The following is a 20819-nucleotide window of genomic DNA, read 5'->3' as shown; positions in this document are numbered from 1 at the left end:
CATGCCCCCTCAGGACATGACGACTGCTGCGTCTCCTTCCGGGGGCGCCGCCCCCGAACACCCGGGTCCCGACCGCCTGCTGGACTCCCTCCAGCACCAGGTGGCGGTCTTCGCCCGCCGTGCCGAGCAGACCCGCCTCGGCGGTGTCGGCCAGGTCCGCAACTCGATGGACCGGGCGGCGTACCTGCTGCTGAACCGCCTGGACAAGGAAGGCCCGATGGGCGTCAAGGCGCTCGCCGCGGGCATGGGGATCGACTCCTCGACCGTGACCCGGCAGGTGGCCCCGCTCGTGGACACCGGGCTGGTCAAGCGGACCTCGCACCCGGAGGACGGACGGGCCGTCGTGCTCCAGCTCTCCCCGCGCGGCCAGGCCCGTCTGGAGGAGGTCCGCGCCTCGCGGCGTGAGCTGATGTCGCAGGTGACGGACGGCTGGACGCAGGAGGAGCGGGACACCTTCTGCACACTGCTCACCCGGTTCAACGGTTCGCTGGCCGCGCGGCAGGCCGCGTACCAGCCGCCGCAGAGCGACTGACACCTCCCGTACGCCCCTGCTGCGGGCCCCTGTCCCCCGCCGGGCGGTAGGGGCCTTGCCGTACGCTTCGCAAAGAGTTGCCAGAGGGATACTTTTTATCTTTAAGGGGCGCGGGACGATGGCGAAGCAGGACAGCAAGGGCGATCTGGCGGGACTGTTGTCCGCCGACCGCGAGAGAGTCGTGGACCAGTGGATCGACAGCGTCGTCGGATCGCTCAAGGGCCGCATCAGCAAGGCCGAGGTCGACCGCGAACTGCGTGAGCTGTACGCGGCGCTGGAGGAGGCGCTCGCCTCGGGCAGCGAGGACGCCCGGGGCGAGAACCTCTCCGAGACCCGCGCGCTGCTGACCGAGCTGTCGCGCAACCGGGCCCGGCAGGGCTTCACGCCCAGTGAGACGGCCATCAGCGTGCTCGCGCTCAAGAAGGCGTTCGAACCGGCGCTGCGGGACGGAACGGCCGAGGACACCGACCGGTACCTGCGGCTGAGCCGGGTCCTCGACGACCTGGCCCTCTTCACCATCGAGACCTACACCCGCACCCGCGAGGAGATCATCAGCTCGCAGGCCGCCCAGCTCATGGAGCTGTCGACCCCCGTGGTCAAGCTCTGGGACGGCGTCATCGCCGTGCCCCTCGTGGGCACCCTGGACTCGGCCCGCACCCAGGTCGTGATGGAGAAGCTCCTCCAGGCCCTGGTGGACACCGGCTCCGAGCAGGCCATCATCGACATCACGGGCGTACCAGCCGTCGACACCCAGGTCGCCCAGCACCTGCTCAAGACGATCGTGGCGGCCCGGCTGATGGGCGCGGAGTGCACGGTCTCCGGCATCCGCCCGCAGATCGCGCAGACCATCGTGGCCCTGGGCATCGAGTTCGGCGACATCGTCACCAAGGCGACCCTCGCCGACGCCCTCCAGCTCGCGCTGCGGAAGTCCGGCATCGACCTCGTCGCGCACCAGGGCGGCGGGCGATGACCGAGCGGGTTCCGGTCCTGCGGATCGGTGACGTCCTCCTCGTCTCCATCCAGGTGGACCTGGAGGACCAGACGGTGCTGAACCTCCAGGAGGACCTGGCGGAGCAGATCGTCACGCGCGCGGCCCGCGGCGTCGTCATCGACATCACCGCGGTCGAGATCGTCGACTCGTTCGTCGGGCGCATGCTGGCCACGATCGCCTCCATATCCCGGCTCCTCGACGCCGAGACCGTGGTGGTGGGCATGCGGCCCGCCGTGGCCATCACCCTGGTGGAGCTGGGGCTCTCGCTGGGCGGGGTCCGTACCGCACTCGACCTGGAGAAGGGTCTCGCGCTGCTGCGCCGGTCCGCCGCCGACGCGGACCGGCGATGAACGTCCCCTGGGCGGAGGGACAGGAGCCCCGGGAGCAGGGCATCGCCCAGAACGACGACGTCGTACGGGCCCGCCAGCAGGTCCGCTCGTGCGCGCAGCAGTGCAAGCTGTCGCTGGTCGACCAGACGAAGTTCATCACCGCCGCCAGCGAACTCGCCCGCAACACCCTGGTGTACGGCGGCGGCGGGCAGATGCGGGCGGGCCTGGTGGAGCGGGACGGGCGGCGCGGTGTCGCGGCGGTCTTCGAGGACTCCGGCCCCGGGATCGCCGACGTCGAACTCGCGCTGACCGACGGCTGGACCTCGGGCGGCGGCCTGGGCCTCGGGCTGAGCGGGGCGCGCCGGCTGGTGGACGAGTTCTTCCTGGACACCGAGGTGGGCCGGGGCACCACGGTGTCGATCGTGAAGTGGGCGCGATGACATCGCTCAGGGTCCTCGACTGCGAGGACACCGCCTGGTTCCGGGCCGATCCCGAGATGCCCTCGGCGGCCCGGGGCGCGGCGGCGACGCTGGCGCGCCGGATCGGACTGGAGGGGTACCGGGCCTCGGAGGTGGCGCTGGCCGTCACCGAGGCCGCCACCAACCTCCAGCGGCACGCGACGGACGGGGCGCTGCTGCTGCGGGTGCTGCGGACCCCGGACCGGGCGGGCGTCGAGTTCGTCACCGTGGACACCGGCCCCGGGATGGCCGATGTGGAGGCCGCCCTCGCGGACGGCGCGTCCACCGCGGGGACGCTCGGCATCGGGCTCGGGGCGGTCGCCCGGCTCGCCGACGTCTTCGACATCCACTCGGTGCCGGGGCGGGGCACGGTCATGGCCGCCCAGTTCTGGGCCCGTGAGGCCGTGGCGGAGCCGGTCGGCCGGGAGCCCTCCGTGGCCTCCGGCCTGACCCGGCCCATCAGCGGCGAGACGACGTGCGGTGACGCCTGGGCGGTACGCGTGGACCCGGGCACCGACCACGATCCGCGCTCCGGCGCCACCGCGTCCGGCTCCTCACCGGAGCCGGCGGTCCTGGTCATGCTCTGCGACGGGCTGGGCCACGGTCCGCTGGCCGCGCTCGCCGGTGAGGCCGCGGTCAAGGCGTTCCGGGGGAGCACGGCGCGCCACCCGGAGGGCCTGCTGCGCGACATCCACACGGCGCTGCGCGGCACCCGGGGCGGCGCCGTGGCGGTGGCCCGGATCGAACCCGGCGCGCAGCGCATCCTCTACTGCGGCATCGGCAACGTCAGCGGCGTCCTGCTCGGCCCCGACTCCCGTAACGGGCTGCTCTCGGCGCCGGGCATCGTCGGCCAGCAGATGCGGAGCCTGCGGACGTTCGAGCTGCCGCTGAAGCCGGGCGGGGCGCTGGTCATGCACTCCGACGGGCTGACCGAGCGGTGGAAGGCGGACGACATACCCGGGCTGCTCCGGCACACCCCGGCCGTCATGGCGGGCCAGCTGCTGCGTGAGGCCGGTGTCCGCCGGGACGACGCCGGCATCGTGGTCGTCAAGGGGGCCTGGTGACGGTGTCGGCCACGCGATCCGCCTCCCTGTCCACGTTCGACCTGGCCACGGCGCAGGACATCTTCGCCCTGCGCCGCATCGGGCAGAGCGCGGCCGAGGCCCTGGGCATGGACCGCCAGGACCAGGTGCGGATCGCCACCGCGCTCAGCGAACTCGGCCGCGACCGGCTCGGCTGCGCCGGGCTCACGGTGGCCTTCGCCCTGTCCACGGGCCCGGACCCGGTCCTGACCGTCGTCTTCGAATGGGACGGCGGTACGAAAACGGGCCCTTGGGGCGGCGGTACGAAGACGGGCCCCTGGGACGACGGTACGAAGACGGGCCCCGATCTCGAACCGGCCTCCCGCCTGCTGAACCGGGTCCGCCACGAGAGCGCCGGCGCGCGGGAGCGGATCGTCGCCGAACACGCGCTGCCCACGGGCTGGGCCGACACCCCGGCGGCCCGGCTGGAGGTGCGGGAGGCGCTGCGCCGCCACGCGCCCATGACGCTCGCCGACGACCTGCGGGCGCAGACCCGCGACCTGATCGCCACCCTGGAGGAGACCAGGGCCCAGCGCGAGGAGCTGCGCCGGCTCAACGACGAGCTGGAGGAGACCAACCGGGGGGTCCTGGCGCTCTACACCGAGCTGTCCCAGGAGCTGGAGGAGACCAACAGCGGGGTCGTGGCGCTCCACGCCGAGCTGGAGGAGAAGTCGCACCGGCTGCGGGAGACCAGCGAGGCCAAGACGCGCTTCTGGACCAACATCAGCCATGAGCTGCGCACCCCCGTGAACGCGGTGGTCGCGCTCTCCCGGCTGCTGCTGGCGGCCGGCTCCGATCCGCTCACCGAGGAGCAGCGCCGTCAGATCTCCCTCGTCGACGCCTCGGGGCAGACCCTGTTCTCCCTGGTCAACGACTTGCTGGACATGGCCAAGGCGGAGGCGGGCCAGCTGGAGACCGTCTCCGCGCCGGTCGACCTGCGGGCGCTGGTGGGCCAGCTCGGAGCGGTGATGCGCTCCACCGGGATGCCGGGCGGCGTCGTCCTGCTCACCCCCGACCCCGGCACGCTCCCGGTCACGGTGACCGACGAGGCCCTGCTCACCCGCATCCTGCGCAACCTGCTGTCGAACGCCCTGAAGTTCACCGAGAAGGGCGAGGTCCGGCTGGAGTTCGCGGCGGACCCGGGCGCCTCCGGGCAGTGGATGACGTTCACCGTGACGGACACCGGGGTGGGCATACCCGCGTCCGAACTGCCCAGGGTCTTCGAGGAGTTCTACCAGGTGCGCGGACCGCTCCAGCGCGCCCACCGGGGAACCGGCCTCGGACTCCCGTACGCCCGCACCCTCGCCGAACTCCTGGGCGGCACCCTGCGGTTGTCCAGCACTCCCGGCATCGGCACCCGCGTCGAGGTCCGGCTGCCCCACCTTCCCGCACCCCCCGCCCCGGAGGCCGCCGCGTGACCGAGACAGCACGGCGCGACAGCGCGCCGGGGACCATCCTGGTGATCGACGACGACGAGACCAACCGCTACGTCCTGACCAGCTGGCTCCGCCGGGCCGGGCACACCGTGGTCGACGCCGCCGACGGAGCCCAGGGCCTGGCCCTGATCCACGCGCCCGGCACCCCCTTGCCCGAGGCCGCGGTCATCGACGTCCAGCTCCCCGACATGACCGGTTTCGAGGTCTGCGAGCGGATCAAGGCCGACCCGAGCACGGCCTCGCTGCCGGTCATCCACGTCTCCGCCGTCGCGATGAGCGCCGATGACCACACCGAGGGGCTGAGCCGGGGCGCGGACGCCTATCTCGACCAGCCCGTCGACCCGGAGGAGTTCCTGGCCACCGTCACGGCCGCCCTGCGCTACGTGCGGGCCAGGCGCCGGGCCGAGCGCCTCACCCTGCGGCTGGCCGCCCTCAACCGGGCCACCCTCGACGTCTACCGGGCCGTCGGCTTCCACTCGTTCGCCGCCGCCGCGACCGGGGGCGCCGCCGCCCTCCTGTCGGGCCCCGCCACCGCGATCTTCCTCAGCCCCCAGGGGCAGCCGGTCCACAGCCACGCCGCGGGCCCGCAGACGGCCCCGCGCTCCATGCCCGCCCGCTCCGAGGTCCTGGACCGGCTGGCCTCGTACACCCTCGGCGGCGACACCGGGGCCGAGGTGCGGGTGATGCCCCACAGCCAGTGGAAGGCGCTGCTGCCCCTCGACCCGATCGAGGGGGACGTCGTCCTGGTGGTGGCCCGGACCAAGCGCAACCGGCCGCCCGTCTGCGTCGCCGTACCCGCCGGAGCGGCCGGCGGCACCGACGAGCGCGAACTCCTCCAGCAGCTCGTCAACGCCTGCGCGCTGGCCCTGGAGGCGCTGCGCACCTTCAACGAGGAGCACGCCCTCGCGCTCGCCCTCCAGCGCACCTTCCTGCCGGACCGGCTGCCGTCCGTACCGGGCGTCTCGCTCGCCGTGCGCTACCGCCCGGCCTCGGACCACGCGGAGATCGGCGGGGACTTCTACGAGGCCCTGGAGACCCCGGACGGGCTGCTCCTGGCCATCGGGGACGTGGCCGGGCACTCGCTGGTCGCCGCGACCGTCATGGGCGAGATCCGCCACGCGCTGCGCGCCTACGCCCTGGAGGGCCACCCGCCCCACCACGTGCTGGAGCGCCTCGACGCCCTCCTCGCCCACACCCGGCCCGGCCTCACCGTGACGCTCTGCCTCGTCCTGGTCGACCCGGACGGCAGCCGGATCCACGTCGCCAACGCCGGTCACATCCCGCCCCTCCTGCTCGCCCCGGACTCCACCGCCGCCTACCTCCACGAGCACGGCCCGCTGCTCGGCCTCCGCCTCCCGCACCCGCCCGCACGCGTCCACCCGGTCGCCCCGGCCACCCGCATCCTGCTGATCACCGACGGCCTGGTGGAGGTGCGCACCCAGAACCTCGACGACAGCCTGGCCGCGTTCCGCTCCGCGACGCTGGAGGGCCCCCGGCAGCTGGAGGCCCTGTGCGACTTCCTCCTCGGCTCGTTCGGCGAGGGCAAGGAGGACGACATCGCGCTCCTCGCACTCCAGCTGGACGACGCCCCGGACCCGTCACGTCGGCCCTCTTGACCGCACCTGGGTGCCGGGGCTCGGATGAGCTGCATGCGAGAGCGGCAGACCCACCGGGACCGGCTCCGCGCCCAGGAGTTCGAGGCCTTCGTGGCGGGCGCGGGCGGCCGCCTGCTGCGCACGGCGACGCTGCTCACCGCCGAGCCGGCCGCACCGGCGGGCGCGTACGTCCGGGCCGAGCGGCTGCTCTGCGCGGCGCTGGCACGGACGTACGCGGAGTGGGACCGGCTGCGCGGCGAGGACCCGTACGACCGCACCCGCCAGGAGCTCGCGGTCCGCTTCGCCCGGGAGGCCTGGCGCCACCGCCGCCCGCTCGGCGGGGTGCTGGACCGGCTGACCCCGCTGGAGCGGCTGGTGCTGGTGCTGCGGCTGTACGAGGAGGTCGGCGAGGACCAGACGGCGGCGCTGCTGGGGCTTCCGGCGGAACGCGTACGGGCGGTCTGCGACCGTGCGATCGCGGTGCTGCGGTCGGCGGGGACGGGGCGCGGGGCGGGCCTCGCCCGGGGCGGCGGCCCGTCGTTCGCCTCCGGGGTGGCGCCGTGATCCGGGACCGGGGTGCGGACCGCAAGGCGGAGGAGGTGCGCCGGATGCTGGAGGGGCCGCGCCCGCCGGTGCCGGCCGGTCTGGCGGACCGGGCCGCGCGGCGCGGCGCCCGGCTGCTGCGGTGGCGGCGCGGGGTGCGGCGTACGGCCTGGTGGCTGGCGGGGACGGTGTTCGCCGCGTTCCTGGTGTGGGCGGGGGTGGAGCAGCCGTGGCTGCCCGAGCCGTCGGAGATGACCCCGCCGCTGGAGGGGTGGTGAAGGTGCCAGGGGCCCGCCCTGCGCCGGACGGGCCCCTGGGGTCCTGTCAGGCGGTCAGCCCAGGGCCTGGGTGAGGTCGGCGAGCAGGTCGTCGCCGTTTTCGATGCCCACGGAGAGGCGGACCAGGTCGGCGGGGACCTCCAGCAGGGAGCCCGCGACGGAGGCGTGCGTCATCCGGCCCGGGTGCTCGATCAGCGACTCGACACCGCCGAGGGACTCGCCGAGCGTGAAGAGCTCGGCCCGGTTGCAGACCTCGACCGCCGCCTCCTCGCCGCCCGCGACGCGGAAGGAGACCATGCCGCCGAACGCCTTCATCTGCTTGGCGGCGACCTCGTGGCCGGGGTGCTCGGGCAGCCCCGGGTAGAGGACGTGGGAGACCTTGGGGTGCCGGGTCAGCAGGTCGGCGACCTTGGTGGCGTTCTCGGTGTGCCGGTCCATGCGGACGGCGAGGGTCTTGATGCCGCGCAGCACGAGCCAGGCGTCGAAGGGGCCGGAGACCGCGCCCATGGCGTTCTGGTGGAAGGCCAGCTCGTCGGCGAGCTCCGGGTCGCTGACGACGAGGGCGCCGCCGACGACGTCGGAGTGGCCGCCCATGTACTTGGTGGTGGAGTGCACGATGACGTCCGCGCCGAGCGCGAGCGGCTGCTGGAGGTAGGGCGAGGCGAAGGTGTTGTCGACGACGAGGCGGGCCCCGGCCTGGTGCGCGACCTGGGCGACGGCGGCGATGTCGGTGATGCCGAGCAGCGGGTTGGAGGGGGTCTCCACCCAGACCGCCTTGGTGCGCGGGGTGATCGCCTCCCGTACCGCCGCCACGTCCGAGGTGTCGGCGACCGAGAACTCCACGCCCCAGCGCCCGGCGACCTTGGCGAAGAGCCGGAAGGTGCCGCCGTAGGCGTCGTTGGGGATGACCACGTGGTCACCGGGGGTCAGCAGCGTACGCAGGAGGCAGTCCTCGGCGGCGAGGCCGGAGGCGAAGGCGAGACCTCGGCGGCCGCCTTCCAGGGCCGCCAGGTTCTCCTCCAGGGCGGTACGGGTCGGGTTGGCGCTGCGGCTGTACTCGTAACCGCCGCGCAGTCCGCCCACGCCGTCCTGCTTGTACGTGGACACCTGGTAGATGGGCGGAACAACCGCGCCGGTGAGGGGGTCGGCGGTGTTCCCCGCGTGGATCGCGAGAGTCTCGAAGCTGTGCTGGTCGCTCATGGCCCCGAGCGTAGTTCGTCGTAAGGGTGCTTACGGGCCACTCGCCGCTCCGGGGACAATGGGTGCATGGAGATTCTGTTGTTCCTGCTCGCGATGTGCATGCTCGCCGCGATCGTCGGCCCCTGGGTGATGCGCCGCCGGGGCGGTATCCGCCAGGTCGAACCGGGCTCGCCCGACGCGGCCGACCCCGACGCGTACGGCTTCGCACGCCAGGAGGAGCTGGACGTCCGGATGCCGGGCCCGGACCAGGACCTCCTGGACGTCCTCGACGTCGTCCAGGCCACCCAGGACTGGCGGGCCGCCTCCCAGCTCCTGGCCGGTACGCCGAAGGAGGGCGAGGTCCGCTGGCAGCGGGTGCAGGCCTTCGCGGGCGCCGCCTCGCTGGAGCTGGCGCAGCAGCCGGGCAAGGGCGGCTCCTGGCTGCGCGCCTGGCGGGCGGAGGCCCCGAAGGACGCGGGCGGGGCGGCGGTGCACGCGGAGTTCCTGGTGCAGCAGGCGTGGCGCTCCTCCTCGGCGGGGAGCGACGACTTCCGGATCATCCTGGAGGAGGCCCGTACGGTCTGCGGCGAGGCGGCCCTGCTCGCCCCCGGCGACCCGGTGCCGTACATCGTGGAGCTGGCGGTGGCCCGCGGCCTGAACTACACCCCCGAGCAGTTCGACCAGCTCTGGGCGAAGATCATCGACCGGGCCCCGGCGCACATGGGCGCGCACATCGCGGCGCTGCACTTCCACTGCGAGAAGTGGCACGGTTCCCGCAAGGACGCCGACGCCTTCGCCACGGCCGCCGCCGCCCGCGCCCCGCAGGGCTCGCTGCTGGCCGCGCTGCCGCTGTTCGCGGTGTACGAGCACCTGCCGGAGGTCAACCTCGTGCAGGGCTTCTACCGCAGCCAGGTGGTGACCAGGGCGGTCGAGGGCGCGATGTTCGCGGTCCACGCGGCCCGCCCGGACGACCCGATGCTCGCCCACGTACGCCACCTTCTGGTGCTGTTCCTGGTCCACATGGAGCGCTGGTCGGAGGCGATGCACCAGCTGGTCCTGATCGACGGCCACGTGGGCGCCCTGCCGTGGACGGCGGACCCGGACCCGGCGGCGCAGTACACGGTCTACCGGGCGCTGGCGGTGGCGGGCTACGAGGCGAACGGCGGCTCCCCGGCGACGCTGCCGCAGTGAGGGGGGGCGGGGGCCTTGTCGCCCCGGGCTCCTGGAGGCGGCACCCCTGGGGCCGGCCGGAATCCCGGTGAAGGCTCCCTTGTTGTACGTACCGAACCCCACCGACCCCGGAGGAGCCACCCGCATGTTCCTGAACCGCCGCACCCCCGAGCTCCCCACCCCGGAGCAGGCCCTGCGCGGCCGCCCCGTCCCCGAGTTCACCGTCCCCTCCCGCCACACGGTCCTGGGCAACCCGCTGGTGGGCCCGTACCCGGAGGGCCTGGAGGTGGCGGACTTCGCGCTCGGCTGCTTCTGGGGCGCGGAGCGCAAGTTCTGGCAGACCGAAGGCGTCTGGACGACGCTGGTCGGCTACCAGGGCGGCTACACCGAGAACCCGACGTACGAGGAGGCCTGCTCGGGCCTGACCGGCCACACGGAGGCGGTCCGCGTCGTCTTCGACCCGGCGGTCGTCAGTTACGAGGAGCTGCTGAAGCTGTTCTGGGAGTCCCACAACCCGACCCAGGGCTTCCGCCAGGGCAACGACGTGGGCACCCAGTACCGCTCGGCGATCTACACCCACTCCCCCGCCCAGGCAGCGGCGGCCGACGCCTCCCGCGAGGCGTACCAGAAGGTTCTGACGGCCTCGGGCCACAAGGAGATCACCACGGAGATCCTCCCGGCGGAGGGCCGCCCGTTCTGGCCGGCGGAGGCGTACCACCAGCAGTACCTGGACAAGAACCCGGGCGGTTACTGCGGGATCGGCGGTACGGGGGTGTCCTGCCCGATCGGCGTGGCGCCGGTCGAGGGCTGAGCGGCCGCCCCGGGGCGGATAAACCCAGGTGCCGGTGGGCGGCACGCGCCGTTAGGGTGCCCGGATGGCAGAGATCAGGAAGCTCCAGGTCACCTTCGACTGCGCGCAGCCCGAGCGCCTCGCCCGTTTCTGGTGCGAGGTGCTGGGGTACGTCGCCCCGCCGCCACCGGAGGGGTTCGCGACCTGGGACGCGTACAACCGCTCACTGCCGCCCGAGGACCGGGACGCGTGGTTCGCCTGCTCCGATCCCTCGGGGGTCGGCCCGCGCCTGTACTTCCAGCGCGTTCCGGAGGGGAAGGTCGCCAAGAACCGGGTCCACCTCGATGTGCGGGCGGGTATCGGGCTCGTCGGTGACGAGCGGCTCGCCGCGCTAGAAGCCGAGCGCGACCGGCTGGTGGCGCTCGGTGCGGTGTGCGAACGCGTGCTGCTCGCGGACGAGGAGAACGAGTCGTGCATCGGGATGCAGGACATCGAGGGCAACGAGTTCTGCCTCGACTGAGGCCCGTGTGAGGCCTGTGCCGTACGACGGCGGCGGGCGCGGACCTACGTACCTTCCGGACGCCGCGCCGCCGCCGAACAGCGGGACGGGCTACGGCGCCCAGGGGCCGAGCATGTCCTTCATCGCGTCCGTCAACGCCAGCTGGAGCAGCGGGCCGTAGGTGATCCGGCGGACGCCGAGGCGGCGGAAGCGTTCGAGGTCGTGCTTGACGGGGTGGGCCGTGGAGTTCACAGGTACGGAGACGGCGGCCGTCACCGCCGCGAGCAGCTCGTCGTTGTCCTGGATCTTCACCGGGTAGACGCTGTCCGCGCCGGCCTGCTCCAGGGCCCGCAGCCGTTCGATCGCCTCGTCGAGGACGGCGGCGGCGTCGTCCGCGTGCAGGAAGAGGTCGGTCCGTCCGTTGATCCAGACCGGGACGCCCGCGTCGTCGGCCGCCGCGCGCAGGCCCGCGATGTAGCTCGCGTGCTCCTCCGTGGTGCGCACCCGGCCGCCCTCCGAGTGGACGGTGTCCTCGATGTTGAGGCCGACGCCGCCGACCTCGACGAGTCCGGCGATGAGGTCCGCGGGCTTCTGCCCGTACCCGGCCTCCAGGTCCACGGAGACGGGGATGTCGACCGACGCGATGATCGGCCTGACGGCGGCGAGCACCTCCTCGAAGGTCTGCCCCTCCTGGTCCTCGGCCCCCCGGGAGTCGGCGAGGGGATGGCTGCCGACCGTCAGCGCGGAGAACCCGGCGGCGGCCGCCGTCCGGGCCGACCAGGCGTCCCAGACGGTCGGCAGCACGAGCGGCTGGTGGTCGGCGTGCAGGTGCCTGAGGCGCTGAGCGCGCTCAACTGTGGTGCGAGAGTCCATGTCCAGGACCGTACCCCCGGACCGGCCCGATACCCGTTCAGGCGGCCAGCCGCACGCCCGTCGGCCCCGCCGGGCGGCCGGGATGTCCTGCCCGCCCGCCGCCGAGGCTCCGGGCCCGCGCCCCGGAGAGCCTGATCAGCTCCCCCTGGGCCAGCGCGAGGACGTCGGCGAGGCTCAGGCCGAGCGCCTGGGCGGCGGCCGCCAGCACCTCGGAGGAGGCCTCCTTGCGGCCGCGCTCCACCTCGGAGAGGTAGGCCATCGAGATCCGCGCGGCGTCGGCCACGTCCTTCAACGTCCGCTCCTGGGAGTGCCGTTCCTTCCGCAGTACGTCCCCGACGAGGTCGCGCCAGAGCGGCTCCCGGGACGGAGCGGGCCCGGGCGGGGCCGGGAACGGGCGCAGGGGGATGACGCGGGCCTGGTTCATCGCTCGGATGGTCACCGCTCCAGCCTAGGAGCGGTACACCCGGCAGGCACGGCCCGGGCGTTGCGCTCCGGGCGGATCTGCTGACGGCGAAGTGGCGTGACGGAGCGGCGAGACGTCGGCCCGGCGGACGATCCCGTACGGGCCGACGCGCTCGTGCATACGGTCAGATCAGCCCCTGCGCCAGCATCGCGTCCGCCACCAGCTCGAACCCCGCGATGTTCGCGCCCACCACGTAGTTGCCCGGGCTGCCGTACCGCTCGGCGGTCGTGTAGCAGGAGTCGTGGATGTGGCGCATGATCTCGGCGAGGCGCTCCTCGGTGTGGGCGAAGGTCCAGGAGTCGCGGGACGCGTTCTGCTGCATCTCCAGGGCGCTCGTGGCGACCCCGCCCGCGTTGGCCGCCTTGCCGGGCGCGAAGGCGACGCCCGCCTCCTGGAGGACCCGGACCGCGTCGGGGGTGGTGGGCATGTTGGCGCCCTCGGCGACCGCCTTGACCCCGTTGCGTACGAGTTCGAGCGCGTCGGCCTCGTGCAGCTCGTTCTGGGTGGCGCAGGGCAGGGCCACGTCCACGGGGACCGACCACACCCCCGTACCGGCGACGAACCGGGCGTGGGCGCCGCGCCGTTCGGCGTACTCGGAGACCCGGCCCCGGCCCGCCTCCTTGACCTCCTTGAGGAGGGCGAGGTCGATGCCCTTCTCGTCGACGACGTAACCGCCGGAGTCCGAGCAGGTGATGACGGTCGCGCCGAGCTGCTGGGCCTTCTCGATGGCGTAGACGGCGACGTTGCCGGAGCCGGAGACCGCGATGGTCTGGCCCTCCAGCGACTCGCCCCGGCTGCGCAGCATCTCGGCGGTGAAGAGGACCGTGCCGTAGCCGGTGGCCTCCGTACGGGCCTGGGCGCCGCCCCAGCCGAGGCCCTTGCCGGTGAGGACGCCGGACTCGTAACGGTTGGTGATCCGCTTGTACTGGCCGAAGAGGTAGCCGATCTCGCGGCCGCCCACGCCGATGTCACCGGCGGGGACGTCGGTGTACTCGCCCAGGTGGCGGTGGAGTTCGGTCATGAAGGACTGGCAGAACCGCATGATCTCGGCGTCGGAGCGGCCCTTGGGGTCGAAGTCCGCGCCGCCCTTGCCGCCGCCGATGGGCATGCCGGTGAGGGCGTTCTTGAAGATCTGCTCGAAGCCGAGGAACTTCACGATGCCGAGGTTGACGGAGGGGTGGAAGCGCAGGCCGCCCTTGTACGGGCCCAGCGAGCTGGAGAACTCGACCCGGAAGCCCCGGTTGACGTGGATGTCGCCGGAGTCGTCGGCCCACGGCACCCGGAAGATCAGCTGGCGCTCGGGCTCGCATATCCGCTCGATGATGCGGGCGTCCACGAACTCGGGGCGCTGTGTCAGCACGGGGCCGAGCGTCTCCAGGACCTCGCGGACCGCCTGGTGGAACTCCTTCTCACCCTGGTTGCGCCGCAGGATCTCGGCGTAGAGCGGCTCGATCACCCGGTGGGCGGACTCGGGCGTGCGGGCGGGGTCGGGGATGACCGGCATCTGATCAAGACCTTCCGTGGTCGGCTCGTGCGCGTCGGCGCCCTCGTCCCGGAGGGTGCCACCGTCGTACGTCCCGATTGTCCCGCGCCGCCCGATGATCTTCGACGCCCATCCACATGCTGGCCACTCCGGGCGCTACAGCCCCTCCCCTGCCCCACAGCCCCTCCCCTACAGCCCCTCCTCGGAGAACGGGGTGTCGCTCCACCGGAACCAGGCCCGGTCCCCCTGGATGTGCAGCAGGAACTCGGCGACCGCCTCCCCCTCCGGGCCGGCCAGAGCGAGCGTGCGGTTCACCTCGTCGCAGACCCGCTCCCAGGCCTCGGCGCTCTCGTCGCTCTCGTCCTCGTCCAGCCTTTCCAGGAGGGCCAGTTCACGTTCGAAGAGCTCGTGCGTCCCGGTGTCGTAGGCCGGGCCGGGGGTGAACCGGCCGTGCAGCCAGGGGAAGTCGGGGCTGTCGACGGCGATCTCCCCGACGAGTTCCGTGCCGCGCCGCAGCCTCCATATGGTCCCGTTGAATCCCATCGCCGCCCCCGTACGCGTTCGTTCATCCGTTCCCGTCACGGTAAGGGATTGGTGAAGGCCGGTAAGGGCACGGGAGTTACCCGTCAGGAACCACGACACCCCGCCTGACGATCAGTCATGATGCTCCCCATGACGAAGCGACGGGGGCGTCGAAGAGCGCAATCGCCTTATCAGCCAAGGTTGTTGTACGGAACCGGCCGGACCGACGCCCCTCCCGCGCGGCAGCGGCCGACACCGTACGGAGCACCGGCGCGCCAGCCCCGTATCCCCAGGGGCACGGGCGAGACGCGCCGCTATCTGGCGGTCGGGCTGGACTGCTACCTCTGCCTGCTGGTCGTCGGCCTGCTGGTGCACTCGTGCCTGGGCCCGGCGCACGCGGGCGCGGGCCGGACGGCGGCACTGCTCATCGGCCACCTGACCGTGCTGTCCTTCGCCAACCAGGTGCTGCTCACGATGGCCGTACGGGCGAGCGCCGGAAAGCTGATCATGGGCGTACGGGTGATCCGGCTGCCCGACGCGGGCCGCCCGGAGTTCCGCCGCCTGGTCCTGCGCTGGCTGTACGGCCTGTTCTGGCTCCCCCTCCAGCCCTGGCACCACCTCCGCCGCACGACGACCGCCGAGCCCCCGCCCCGGGAGCGCCTGGGCGGCTGTCCCCGCACCGCGCCGGACACGGACCTGGCGGGGGTCCGCCAGGTCCACCGCAGCGACCTGCGGTACTACCGGGAGGCGGTGGAGGGGCGCAGCACAGGCTGACCCCGCTCCGCGCGGTCCCGGGCCGCCCGCATCGCCGCGGCGGTCGCCGACGCGTCGTACTCCGGCCCGACGCCCGGGACGATCACCACATCACCGTCGAAGTGCCGGGTGCGCAGCGGCAGGATCTCCCGGTAGGCGGGGGACGCGTACCAGGCGCGGATCTCCTCGACCCCGGGAAAGGCCACGAGGACCAGCGCCCCCGGCCACTCCCCCTCCACCACCTCCACCTCGGCCCCGTGCACCAGGAAGCGGCCGCCGTAGGGCTCCATGGTGGCCTGGACGCGCTCCAGGTAGCTCAGCACCTCGTCGTGGACGGGGCCGTCGGCGGGGCGCAGGTGGGCGATGGCGTACGCGGTCATGGTCCGCTCCTCCGGGGTGGGTGGCGTCGGGGTGGCCCCCCTGACACCTCCGATGCTGCCGGGCGGGGCGGAGGGCGTCGATTACCTCGGAGGTCATGACGGCGGCCCTGACGGCGGCCACACGCCGAAGGCGGCGGCCCCCGGAGCGTTCCGGGGTGCCGCCGCCTTCAGCAGGTGGGGACGGGGGTGGAGCGGGGGTCAGACGGCGGAGCCGGCCTTCCACTGGGACCAGTCCATGTTCCAGCCGTTGAGGCCGTTGTCCGGGGTGATGGTCTTGTCCGGGGAGTTCTTGACGATGACCACGTCGCCGATGAGCGAGTTGTTGTAGAACCAGGCGGCGGGCTGGTTGTCGTCGTTCGCGCCCTTCACATCCGCGAGGCCCACGCAGCCGTGGCTGGTGTTGGCGGTGCCGAAGATGCCCTTGCCCCAGTAGTTGCCGTGGATGAAGGTGCCCGAGGTGGACAGGCGCATCGCGTGCGGCACGTCCTTGATGTCGTACTCGCCCTTGCCGTCGTCATCGGTGAAGCCGACGGTGGCGCCGTTCATCCGGGTCTCCTTGTGCTTCTCGGAGATCACCATCTGACCGTTGTACGTGGGGTTCTCGGGGGCGCCCGCGGAGATCGGGATCGTCTTGACCGTCTTGCCGTCGCGGGTGACCGTCATCATCTTGGTCTTCGCGTCGACGGTGGAGACCTGGTTGCGGCCGACCTTGAACGTCACCGTCTTCTGCTGCACACCGAAGACGCCGTCCGCGCCCTCGACGCCGTCCAGCGCGAGCTTCAGGGTGACGGTGGAGCCGCCCTGCCAGTAGCTCTCGGGGCGCAGGTCCAGGCGCTGGGCGTTGAACCAGTGGCCGACGACCTCCTGGCCGCTGCTGGAGGTCACGGTGATGCCGTCCTGGACGGCCTTCTTGTCCGTGATCGGCTTGTTGAAGTTGATCGAGACCGGCATCCCGACGCCGACGGTGGAGCCGTCCTCGGGGGTGAAGTTCCCGATGAAGCTGTTGTCGGGCGAGACGGTGGTGAAGGAGCTGTTCTCGTGGGCCTTGCGGCCCTTCGCGTCCTCGGCCGTGGCGTCGATCTTGTACGTGGTGGAGCGTTCGAGCTGTCCGGCGGGCTTCCAGCTGGAGCCGTCGGCCGCCAGCGTGCCCTCGACCGTCTTGCCGTCCGCCGTGGTCATGACGACCTCGGTCAGCTTGCCCTTCTTGACGGAGACCTGGGCGGCGTTGTTGATGCTCGCGTTGGTGGCACCGTTCTTCGGCTGGATCGCTATCTGGGCCTCGGACGCGTCCTCGGCCGCGGCCTTGTCCACCTCCTGGGCCTGCGACGACTCCGAGCTGCCGGCACCCGCCTTCTTGTCGCCGTCGTCGGTACAGGCCGAAAGCACCAGCACGCCGCCGAGCAGTGCGGACACGGCCGCGAGGCCCCTGCGCCGCTTGCTGTCCGTCATCACACGCTTCTCCATCGTTGCCGATTCCCCAAAATCCCCGGACGGGGCCGCCAGGCGGCGATTCCCCGTCGATGTTCCAAGAACACCCGGAACGGGTGCTCCGTTCCACATCCGCCAGGGATGTGGGGAACACCACTCATCGACGCGGCTGCGCCACCGGTGGTTCCCGCTGTCGAGGCCGTATACGGAACTGCCGCACAGCACGGCCCCGGTCCGCGGTGAAGCGGGGCCGGGGCCGGTGTTCTCACACGTCAGGCCCGCTGCGCGAGGTCACCGTCCTCGCCGTCGTTCTTCCCATTGTGCGCGACCGCGTCGCCGTACCCCTCCTCGTCGTCCCCGATCCCGGCCAGGAACGGTCCGTCCTCGTCGTCCTCGTCACCGTCCCAGCCCTCGGCGTCGGGGTCGTAGTCGACGCTCTCGCTGCTCCAGGAAGCCTGCGCGAGCTCCACCCCGGGCACCTCGCTGACCAGGTCGAACGGATCGATCAGCGAGGCGAGGGCCTCTGCTCCGTCTGCCCGGACGGTGGCCTCGGCATGCATCCGCTCCTCGGCGGTGTCGCTCTCGGTGATGCCGGAGACCGGCTCCCCGTACTCGGCGGCGATGGATTCGAGGGCGGTGCCGGTGAGGGCGTCGAGGTCGGTGACCTCCAGCACCATCTCCACGCGAACCCGAACGAATCTGGATGTCTCTTCTGTGCTCATACTCCGGAGCGTATGGCTCGTGGAGGCCGCGACTTTCCACCGACCCGCTGCTTTGCTTAGCATCGGCCCACGGGGCTAACTCATGGTTGTCGCAAGGGGATCGAAACTGTGTCCGTCACTCGCCGCACGCTCCTGACCGCCACCGCCGCGGGAACACTGCTGGCCGCTCTCTGGTTCGTCCCGTCGGCCAACGCGACCGTCGAAAGCGCCTCCCGGAGTGCTGCGGCCACCGGGTCCGGCACCGCGCCCGGCCAGGGCATATCGCCCACCACCGGGGAGGCCGTCGAGGATGCCTCCGGGCCGCAGCTCGCCGAGACCGGGCCGGGGGTGGACACCACCCCGTATCTGATCGGCGGCACGGCGCTGCTGGGCCTCGGCGCGGGCTTCGTCACCTACTCGGTGCGCCGCTCGGGAGCGCTCCCGGCGGCCTGATCCCGTACACAATCCTGTACGTACGAAGAGGGCTGCCGCTCCCCCCGGTGCGGCAGCCCTCCGTACGTGGGGAACCGGCTCAGGCTCAGGCCAGCGGCCCCGTGACCGGCTCCACCGCCGCCACCAGACGCCCTTCCCGTACGAACGTGTCGGCGGCGGCCAGGTCCGGCGCGAGGAAGCGGTCCGGCCCCGGGCCCTCGGCTCCGGCTCCCCGCAGCGCGGCCACGGCGGCCTGCGAGGCAGGGGCGGGAACCAGCCCCTCGGCGGCACGCAGCTCCACCGCCCGGGTCGCCGCGTACAGCTCCACGGCGACGATCCGCGCCAGGTTGTCCACGGCGGTACGGAGCTTGCGCGCGGCCGACCAGCCCATGGAGACGTGGTCCTCCTGCATCGCGGAGGACGGGATGGAGTCGGCGGAGGCGGGAACGGCCAGCCGCTTCATCTCGCTGACCAGGGCGGCCTGGGTGTACTGGGCGATCATCAGGCCCGAGTCGACCCCGGCGTCGTCCGCGAGGAACGGCGGCAGGCCGTGCGAGCGGTTCTTGTCGAGGAGCCGGTCGGTGCGGCGCTCGCAGATGGAGCCGAGGTCGGCGGCGACGATCGCGAGGAAGTCCAGGACGTACGCGACGGGCGCGCCGTGGAAGTTGCCGTTGGACTCGACCCGGCCGTCGGGCAGCACCACCGGGTTGTCGACCGAGGAGGCCAGTTCGCGCCCGGCGACCACGGCCGCGTAGTCGAGGGTGTCCCGTCCGGCGCCGTTGACCTGGGGGGCGCAGCGTACGGAGTAGGCGTCCTGGACCCGGGGCGCGTCGTCCTGGTGATGGCCCGTGAGCCCCGAACCGGCGAGCACCCGCAGCATGTTGTCCGCGCTGACGCCCTGGCCCGGGTGCGGGCGGATGGCGTGCAGCTCGGGGGCGAGGACCTTGTCCGTGCCGAGCAGCGCCTCCAGGGAGAGGGCGGCGGTGATGTCGGCGGAGGTGTAGAGGTTACGCAGGTCGGCGAGGGCCATGACCAGCATGCCGAGCATGCCGTCGGTGCCGTTGAGGAGCGCCAGGCCCTCCTTCTCGCGCAGCTCCACCGGGGTGATGCCGTGCGCGGCGAGCAGCTCGCCCGCCGGGCGGACCGTGCCGTCGGGGCCCTCCGCGTCGCCCTCGCCCATCAGGGTGAGCGCGCAGTGCGAGAGGGGCGCGAGGTCGCCGGAGCAGCCGAGGGAGCCGTACTCGTGGACGACGGGCGTGATGCCCGCGTTCAGCACGTCCGCCATGGTCTGCGCGACCTCCGGGCGTACGCCGGTGTGGCCGGAGGCGACCGTCTTGAGCCGGAGGAACATCAGCGCGCGCACCACCTCGCGCTCCACGCGGGGGCCCATGCCCGCCGCGTGCGAGCGGACGATGTTGCGCTGGAGCTGGGCGCGCAGCTCGGTGCTGATGTGGCGGCTGGCGAGGGCGCCGAAGCCGGTGGAGACGCCGTAGACGGGCTCGGGCTTCGCGGCGAGCGCGTCCACGATGAGGCGGGAGGCGGCCAGCGCGTCCACGGCTGCGGTGGAGAGCTCCACCCGGGCGCCGTGGCGGGCCACGGCGACGACGTCCTCGGCGGTGGTTCCGGACGTCCCCACCACGACAGTGTGCATATCCATATTCAGCAGCGTACGGATTGAAACCGGTTATGTCACTAGTGGTTCCGTGTTGGGACCCTTACCGGCCCGTCCTACGGTCACGGCCGGTTGCCGCGCAGCCTGCGGCGGTCGTGGGCCGACTTCGGCGGGGAGTCCGCGAGCCGGATGACCTCGCCGTCCCGCCCGGCCACCACCGGCCGCAGCGAGCGGGCGGCCTTGGCCCGGTACTGGGCCGCGTCCGCCAGCCGGAACAGCCGGCGGGCCGAGCGCACCGGGCCGATCGGGTCGCCCGTCGACGCGACCCCGCAGGCCACCCCGTTGCCCAGCTCGATCACCGCCGCCCGGTCGCACAGCTCGGTGGCCACCCCCACCACGTCGTCCGCCTCGGGCCCGTCCGCCACCAGGCAGAACTCGTCGCCGCCGAGCCGGGCGGCCAGCGCGTCCGGGAGCATCGCCCCGCAGAGGGAGAGCACCGAGCCGAAACGTTCCAGCAGACGGTCGCCGACCGCGTGGCCGTGGGTGTCGTTCACCGCCTTGAGGCCGTTGAGGTCGCAGACGACGAGGCTGACGACGACCCCGGCGGTGCGGTGCGCCTCGACCGCCTCGTCGAGGCGGATGTCGACGGCCCGGCGGTTGGCGAGGCCCGTCAGCGGGTCGGTGAAGGCCAGCTTGCGGACCTCCTCCAGGCGTTCGGTCTGGGCGATCCCGGAGGCGACCACGGCGGCGAGCACGGTGGCGAAGTTGGCGTCGTCCCGGTCGAAGACCGGCTTCCCGGCCTGCCGCGCCACATACAGCTCGCCCCAGGCCCGCCCGTGCAGCACGATCGGCGCGACCACACAGCAGCCCCGGCCCCGCCTGCGCAGCGCCGCCACCCGCTGGTGGCAGTACGGGCGGGCACCGCGCGCCGGTCCGCCCGCGCCGGGCAGGCCGTCGGCGGTCTCCACCCAGGCGTCGGGCTCACCGCCGCCGGCCCAGCGTTCGTGCAGGAACTCGGTGATCTCCGGGAACTCGTGGACCGGGTAGGCCTCCTCCTCGGGGAACTCCTCCTCCCCCTCGGCCCGCTGCCCCGCGTTGACCAGGACCCGCAGCCTGCCCCGGTCCCGCTCCCACACCGAGAGTGCGGCGAAGCTGCCGCCCAGCGCCTCGCAGGCCCCCAGCGCGGCCGCCCGCCACGACTCGCGCGGTGTGTAGGCCGCGGCCATCGTCTGCGCCAGCGAAACCACGGCCCGCAGCCGAGCATCCTCTTCACCCATTTATCCAGCTTAT

At 72.8% G+C, this 20819-nt stretch carries 24 protein-coding genes; 14 read left to right on the top strand and 10 right to left on the bottom strand.

Going from position 1 to position 20819, the window contains the following annotated elements; all coding sequences use genetic code 11:
• Position 1: 1 nt before the first annotated feature.
• The 9 genes from GTY67_RS22495 (at position 2) to GTY67_RS22455 (ending at position 7244) form a co-directional block, all read left to right on the top strand.
• Positions 2-532, top strand: coding sequence for a MarR family transcriptional regulator (locus GTY67_RS22495; RefSeq protein ID WP_093690712.1), 531 nt, complete (start codon positions 2-4; stop codon positions 530-532).
• A 118-nt stretch (positions 533-650) separates the two neighbouring features.
• On the top strand, positions 651-1502 hold the full coding sequence (locus GTY67_RS22490) for an STAS domain-containing protein (RefSeq protein WP_161279787.1): 852 nt from the start codon (positions 651-653) through the stop codon (positions 1500-1502).
• Positions 1499-1873 (top strand): STAS domain-containing protein, encoded by a 375-nt coding sequence (locus GTY67_RS22485; protein ID WP_093690708.1) that lies wholly within the window; start codon positions 1499-1501, stop codon positions 1871-1873. The genes GTY67_RS22490 and GTY67_RS22485 overlap by 4 nt, the downstream gene beginning before the upstream one ends.
• On the top strand, positions 1870-2292 hold the full coding sequence (locus GTY67_RS22480) for an anti-sigma regulatory factor (protein WP_093690706.1): 423 nt from the start codon (positions 1870-1872) through the stop codon (positions 2290-2292). The genes GTY67_RS22485 and GTY67_RS22480 overlap by 4 nt, the downstream gene beginning before the upstream one ends.
• Complete coding sequence (locus GTY67_RS22475) at positions 2280-3374, top strand: ATP-binding SpoIIE family protein phosphatase (RefSeq protein WP_093690704.1); 1095 nt, start codon at positions 2280-2282, stop codon at positions 3372-3374. The genes GTY67_RS22480 and GTY67_RS22475 overlap by 13 nt, the downstream gene beginning before the upstream one ends.
• A complete protein-coding gene (locus GTY67_RS22470) occupies positions 3371-4810 on the top strand; it encodes an ATP-binding protein (RefSeq protein ID WP_161279786.1) in 1440 nt (479 codons plus the stop codon). The genes GTY67_RS22475 and GTY67_RS22470 overlap by 4 nt, the downstream gene beginning before the upstream one ends.
• Positions 4807-6444: a fused response regulator/phosphatase gene (locus GTY67_RS22465; RefSeq protein ID WP_093690700.1), complete on the top strand. Its 1638-nt coding sequence runs from the start codon at positions 4807-4809 to the stop codon at positions 6442-6444. The genes GTY67_RS22470 and GTY67_RS22465 overlap by 4 nt, the downstream gene beginning before the upstream one ends.
• Before the next feature lie 33 nt (positions 6445-6477).
• A complete protein-coding gene (locus GTY67_RS22460; protein ID WP_161279785.1) occupies positions 6478-6987 on the top strand; it encodes a sigma factor-like helix-turn-helix DNA-binding protein in 510 nt (169 codons plus the stop codon).
• On the top strand, positions 6984-7244 hold the full coding sequence (locus GTY67_RS22455; RefSeq protein WP_343238726.1) for a hypothetical protein: 261 nt from the start codon (positions 6984-6986) through the stop codon (positions 7242-7244). Before GTY67_RS22460 ends, GTY67_RS22455 begins: the two co-directional genes overlap by 4 nt.
• A 54-nt stretch (positions 7245-7298) precedes the next feature.
• Here GTY67_RS22455 and GTY67_RS22450 read toward each other — a convergent pair whose 3' ends face one another.
• A complete protein-coding gene (locus GTY67_RS22450) occupies positions 7299-8444 on the bottom strand; it encodes a cystathionine gamma-synthase (RefSeq protein ID WP_161279784.1) in 1146 nt (381 codons plus the stop codon).
• A gap of 66 nt (positions 8445-8510) precedes the next feature.
• Here GTY67_RS22450 and GTY67_RS22445 point away from each other — a divergent pair, with 66 nt between their 5' ends.
• From GTY67_RS22445 to GTY67_RS22435, 3 genes are all read left to right on the top strand, one after another.
• Complete coding sequence (locus GTY67_RS22445; protein ID WP_093690694.1) at positions 8511-9614, top strand: hypothetical protein; 1104 nt, start codon at positions 8511-8513, stop codon at positions 9612-9614.
• A 124-nt stretch (positions 9615-9738) separates the two neighbouring features.
• Positions 9739-10404, top strand: coding sequence for a peptide-methionine (S)-S-oxide reductase MsrA (msrA, locus tag GTY67_RS22440; RefSeq protein WP_093690692.1), 666 nt, complete (start codon positions 9739-9741; stop codon positions 10402-10404).
• A 64-nt stretch (positions 10405-10468) separates the two neighbouring features.
• Entirely contained in the window at positions 10469-10903 is a 435-nt protein-coding gene (locus GTY67_RS22435; RefSeq protein WP_161279783.1) for a VOC family protein, read from the top strand.
• A gap of 90 nt (positions 10904-10993) precedes the next feature.
• On the opposite strand, the gene GTY67_RS22430 is transcribed toward GTY67_RS22435, so the two are convergent.
• The 4 genes from GTY67_RS22430 to GTY67_RS22415 form a co-directional block, all read right to left on the bottom strand.
• Positions 10994-11755 carry an isocitrate lyase/phosphoenolpyruvate mutase family protein gene (locus tag GTY67_RS22430; RefSeq protein ID WP_093690688.1) on the bottom strand — a complete coding sequence of 254 codons (762 nt, stop codon included), beginning with the start codon at positions 11753-11755 and terminating at the stop codon, positions 10994-10996.
• A 37-nt stretch (positions 11756-11792) separates the two neighbouring features.
• Entirely contained in the window at positions 11793-12194 is a 402-nt protein-coding gene (locus GTY67_RS22425) for a helix-turn-helix transcriptional regulator (RefSeq protein ID WP_161279782.1), read from the bottom strand.
• A 148-nt stretch (positions 12195-12342) separates the two neighbouring features.
• Positions 12343-13722 carry an NADP-specific glutamate dehydrogenase gene (gdhA, locus tag GTY67_RS22420; RefSeq protein ID WP_093690684.1) on the bottom strand — a complete coding sequence of 460 codons (1380 nt, stop codon included), beginning with the start codon at positions 13720-13722 and terminating at the stop codon, positions 12343-12345.
• A 168-nt stretch (positions 13723-13890) separates the two neighbouring features.
• Positions 13891-14244: a hypothetical protein gene (locus GTY67_RS22415; RefSeq protein ID WP_093690682.1), complete on the bottom strand. Its 354-nt coding sequence runs from the start codon at positions 14242-14244 to the stop codon at positions 13891-13893.
• A gap of 264 nt (positions 14245-14508) precedes the next feature.
• Between GTY67_RS22415 and GTY67_RS22410 the strand changes: the two genes are divergently transcribed.
• Positions 14509-14997: an RDD family protein gene (locus GTY67_RS22410; protein ID WP_093690922.1), complete on the top strand. Its 489-nt coding sequence runs from the start codon at positions 14509-14511 to the stop codon at positions 14995-14997.
• On the opposite strand, the gene GTY67_RS22405 is transcribed toward GTY67_RS22410, so the two are convergent.
• The 3 genes from GTY67_RS22405 to GTY67_RS22395 form a co-directional block, all read right to left on the bottom strand.
• Complete coding sequence (locus GTY67_RS22405) at positions 14961-15356, bottom strand: DUF1330 domain-containing protein (RefSeq protein WP_093690680.1); 396 nt, start codon at positions 15354-15356, stop codon at positions 14961-14963. The genes GTY67_RS22410 and GTY67_RS22405 overlap by 37 nt on opposite strands.
• A 198-nt stretch (positions 15357-15554) precedes the next feature.
• The gene (locus tag GTY67_RS22400; RefSeq protein ID WP_093690678.1) at positions 15555-16820 is read right to left on the bottom strand and encodes an Ig-like domain-containing protein; all 1266 of its coding nucleotides are present in this window, start codon (positions 16818-16820) and stop codon (positions 15555-15557) included.
• Between the two features lie 236 nt (positions 16821-17056).
• The gene (locus tag GTY67_RS22395) at positions 17057-17461 is read right to left on the bottom strand and encodes a hypothetical protein (RefSeq protein ID WP_093690920.1); all 405 of its coding nucleotides are present in this window, start codon (positions 17459-17461) and stop codon (positions 17057-17059) included.
• A 153-nt stretch (positions 17462-17614) separates the two neighbouring features.
• Here GTY67_RS22395 and GTY67_RS22390 point away from each other — a divergent pair, with 153 nt between their 5' ends.
• Positions 17615-17938, top strand: a complete 324-nt coding sequence (locus GTY67_RS22390) for a hypothetical protein (protein WP_161279781.1) — start codon at positions 17615-17617, stop codon at positions 17936-17938.
• A gap of 85 nt (positions 17939-18023) precedes the next feature.
• Here the strand turns inward: GTY67_RS22390 and hutH are convergent, their stop codons facing one another.
• On the bottom strand, positions 18024-19574 hold the full coding sequence (gene hutH / locus GTY67_RS22385) for a histidine ammonia-lyase (RefSeq protein ID WP_161279780.1): 1551 nt from the start codon (positions 19572-19574) through the stop codon (positions 18024-18026).
• Positions 19575-19651: 77 nt separating this feature from the next.
• A complete protein-coding gene (locus GTY67_RS22380) occupies positions 19652-20806 on the bottom strand; it encodes a diguanylate cyclase (protein WP_093690672.1) in 1155 nt (384 codons plus the stop codon).
• Between the last annotated feature and the right edge of the window lie 13 nt (positions 20807-20819).

Source organism: Streptomyces sp. SID8374 (genome assembly GCF_009865135.1).
GTDB lineage: Bacteria > Actinomycetota > Actinomycetes > Streptomycetales > Streptomycetaceae > Streptomyces.
Note: the sequence above shows the minus strand (reverse complement) of the source record. Positions and strands in the feature narration are given on the sequence as shown.

Coding starts and splice junctions, on each gene's coding strand:
- GTY67_RS22485 (WP_093690708.1), top strand. CDS start 1,499: ATGACCGAGCGGGTTCCGGTCCTGCGGATCGGTGACGTCCTCCTCGTC.
- GTY67_RS22490 (WP_161279787.1), top strand. CDS start 651: ATGGCGAAGCAGGACAGCAAGGGCGATCTGGCGGGACTGTTGTCCGCC.
- GTY67_RS22435 (WP_161279783.1), top strand. CDS start 10,469: ATGGCAGAGATCAGGAAGCTCCAGGTCACCTTCGACTGCGCGCAGCCC.
- GTY67_RS22405 (WP_093690680.1), bottom strand. CDS start 15,356: ATGACCGCGTACGCCATCGCCCACCTGCGCCCCGCCGACGGCCCCGTC.
- GTY67_RS22460 (WP_161279785.1), top strand. CDS start 6,478: ATGCGAGAGCGGCAGACCCACCGGGACCGGCTCCGCGCCCAGGAGTTC.
- GTY67_RS22480 (WP_093690706.1), top strand. CDS start 1,870: ATGAACGTCCCCTGGGCGGAGGGACAGGAGCCCCGGGAGCAGGGCATC.
- gdhA (WP_093690684.1), bottom strand. CDS start 13,722: ATGCCGGTCATCCCCGACCCCGCCCGCACGCCCGAGTCCGCCCACCGG.
- msrA (WP_093690692.1), top strand. CDS start 9,739: ATGTTCCTGAACCGCCGCACCCCCGAGCTCCCCACCCCGGAGCAGGCC.
- GTY67_RS22450 (WP_161279784.1), bottom strand. CDS start 8,444: ATGAGCGACCAGCACAGCTTCGAGACTCTCGCGATCCACGCGGGGAAC.
- GTY67_RS22400 (WP_093690678.1), bottom strand. CDS start 16,820: ATGGAGAAGCGTGTGATGACGGACAGCAAGCGGCGCAGGGGCCTCGCG.
- hutH (WP_161279780.1), bottom strand. CDS start 19,574: ATGGATATGCACACTGTCGTGGTGGGGACGTCCGGAACCACCGCCGAG.
- GTY67_RS22380 (WP_093690672.1), bottom strand. CDS start 20,806: ATGGGTGAAGAGGATGCTCGGCTGCGGGCCGTGGTTTCGCTGGCGCAG.
- GTY67_RS22495 (WP_093690712.1), top strand. CDS start 2: ATGCCCCCTCAGGACATGACGACTGCTGCGTCTCCTTCCGGGGGCGCC.
- GTY67_RS22430 (WP_093690688.1), bottom strand. CDS start 11,755: ATGGACTCTCGCACCACAGTTGAGCGCGCTCAGCGCCTCAGGCACCTG.
- GTY67_RS22415 (WP_093690682.1), bottom strand. CDS start 14,244: ATGGGATTCAACGGGACCATATGGAGGCTGCGGCGCGGCACGGAACTC.
- GTY67_RS22445 (WP_093690694.1), top strand. CDS start 8,511: ATGGAGATTCTGTTGTTCCTGCTCGCGATGTGCATGCTCGCCGCGATC.
- GTY67_RS22395 (WP_093690920.1), bottom strand. CDS start 17,461: ATGGTGCTGGAGGTCACCGACCTCGACGCCCTCACCGGCACCGCCCTC.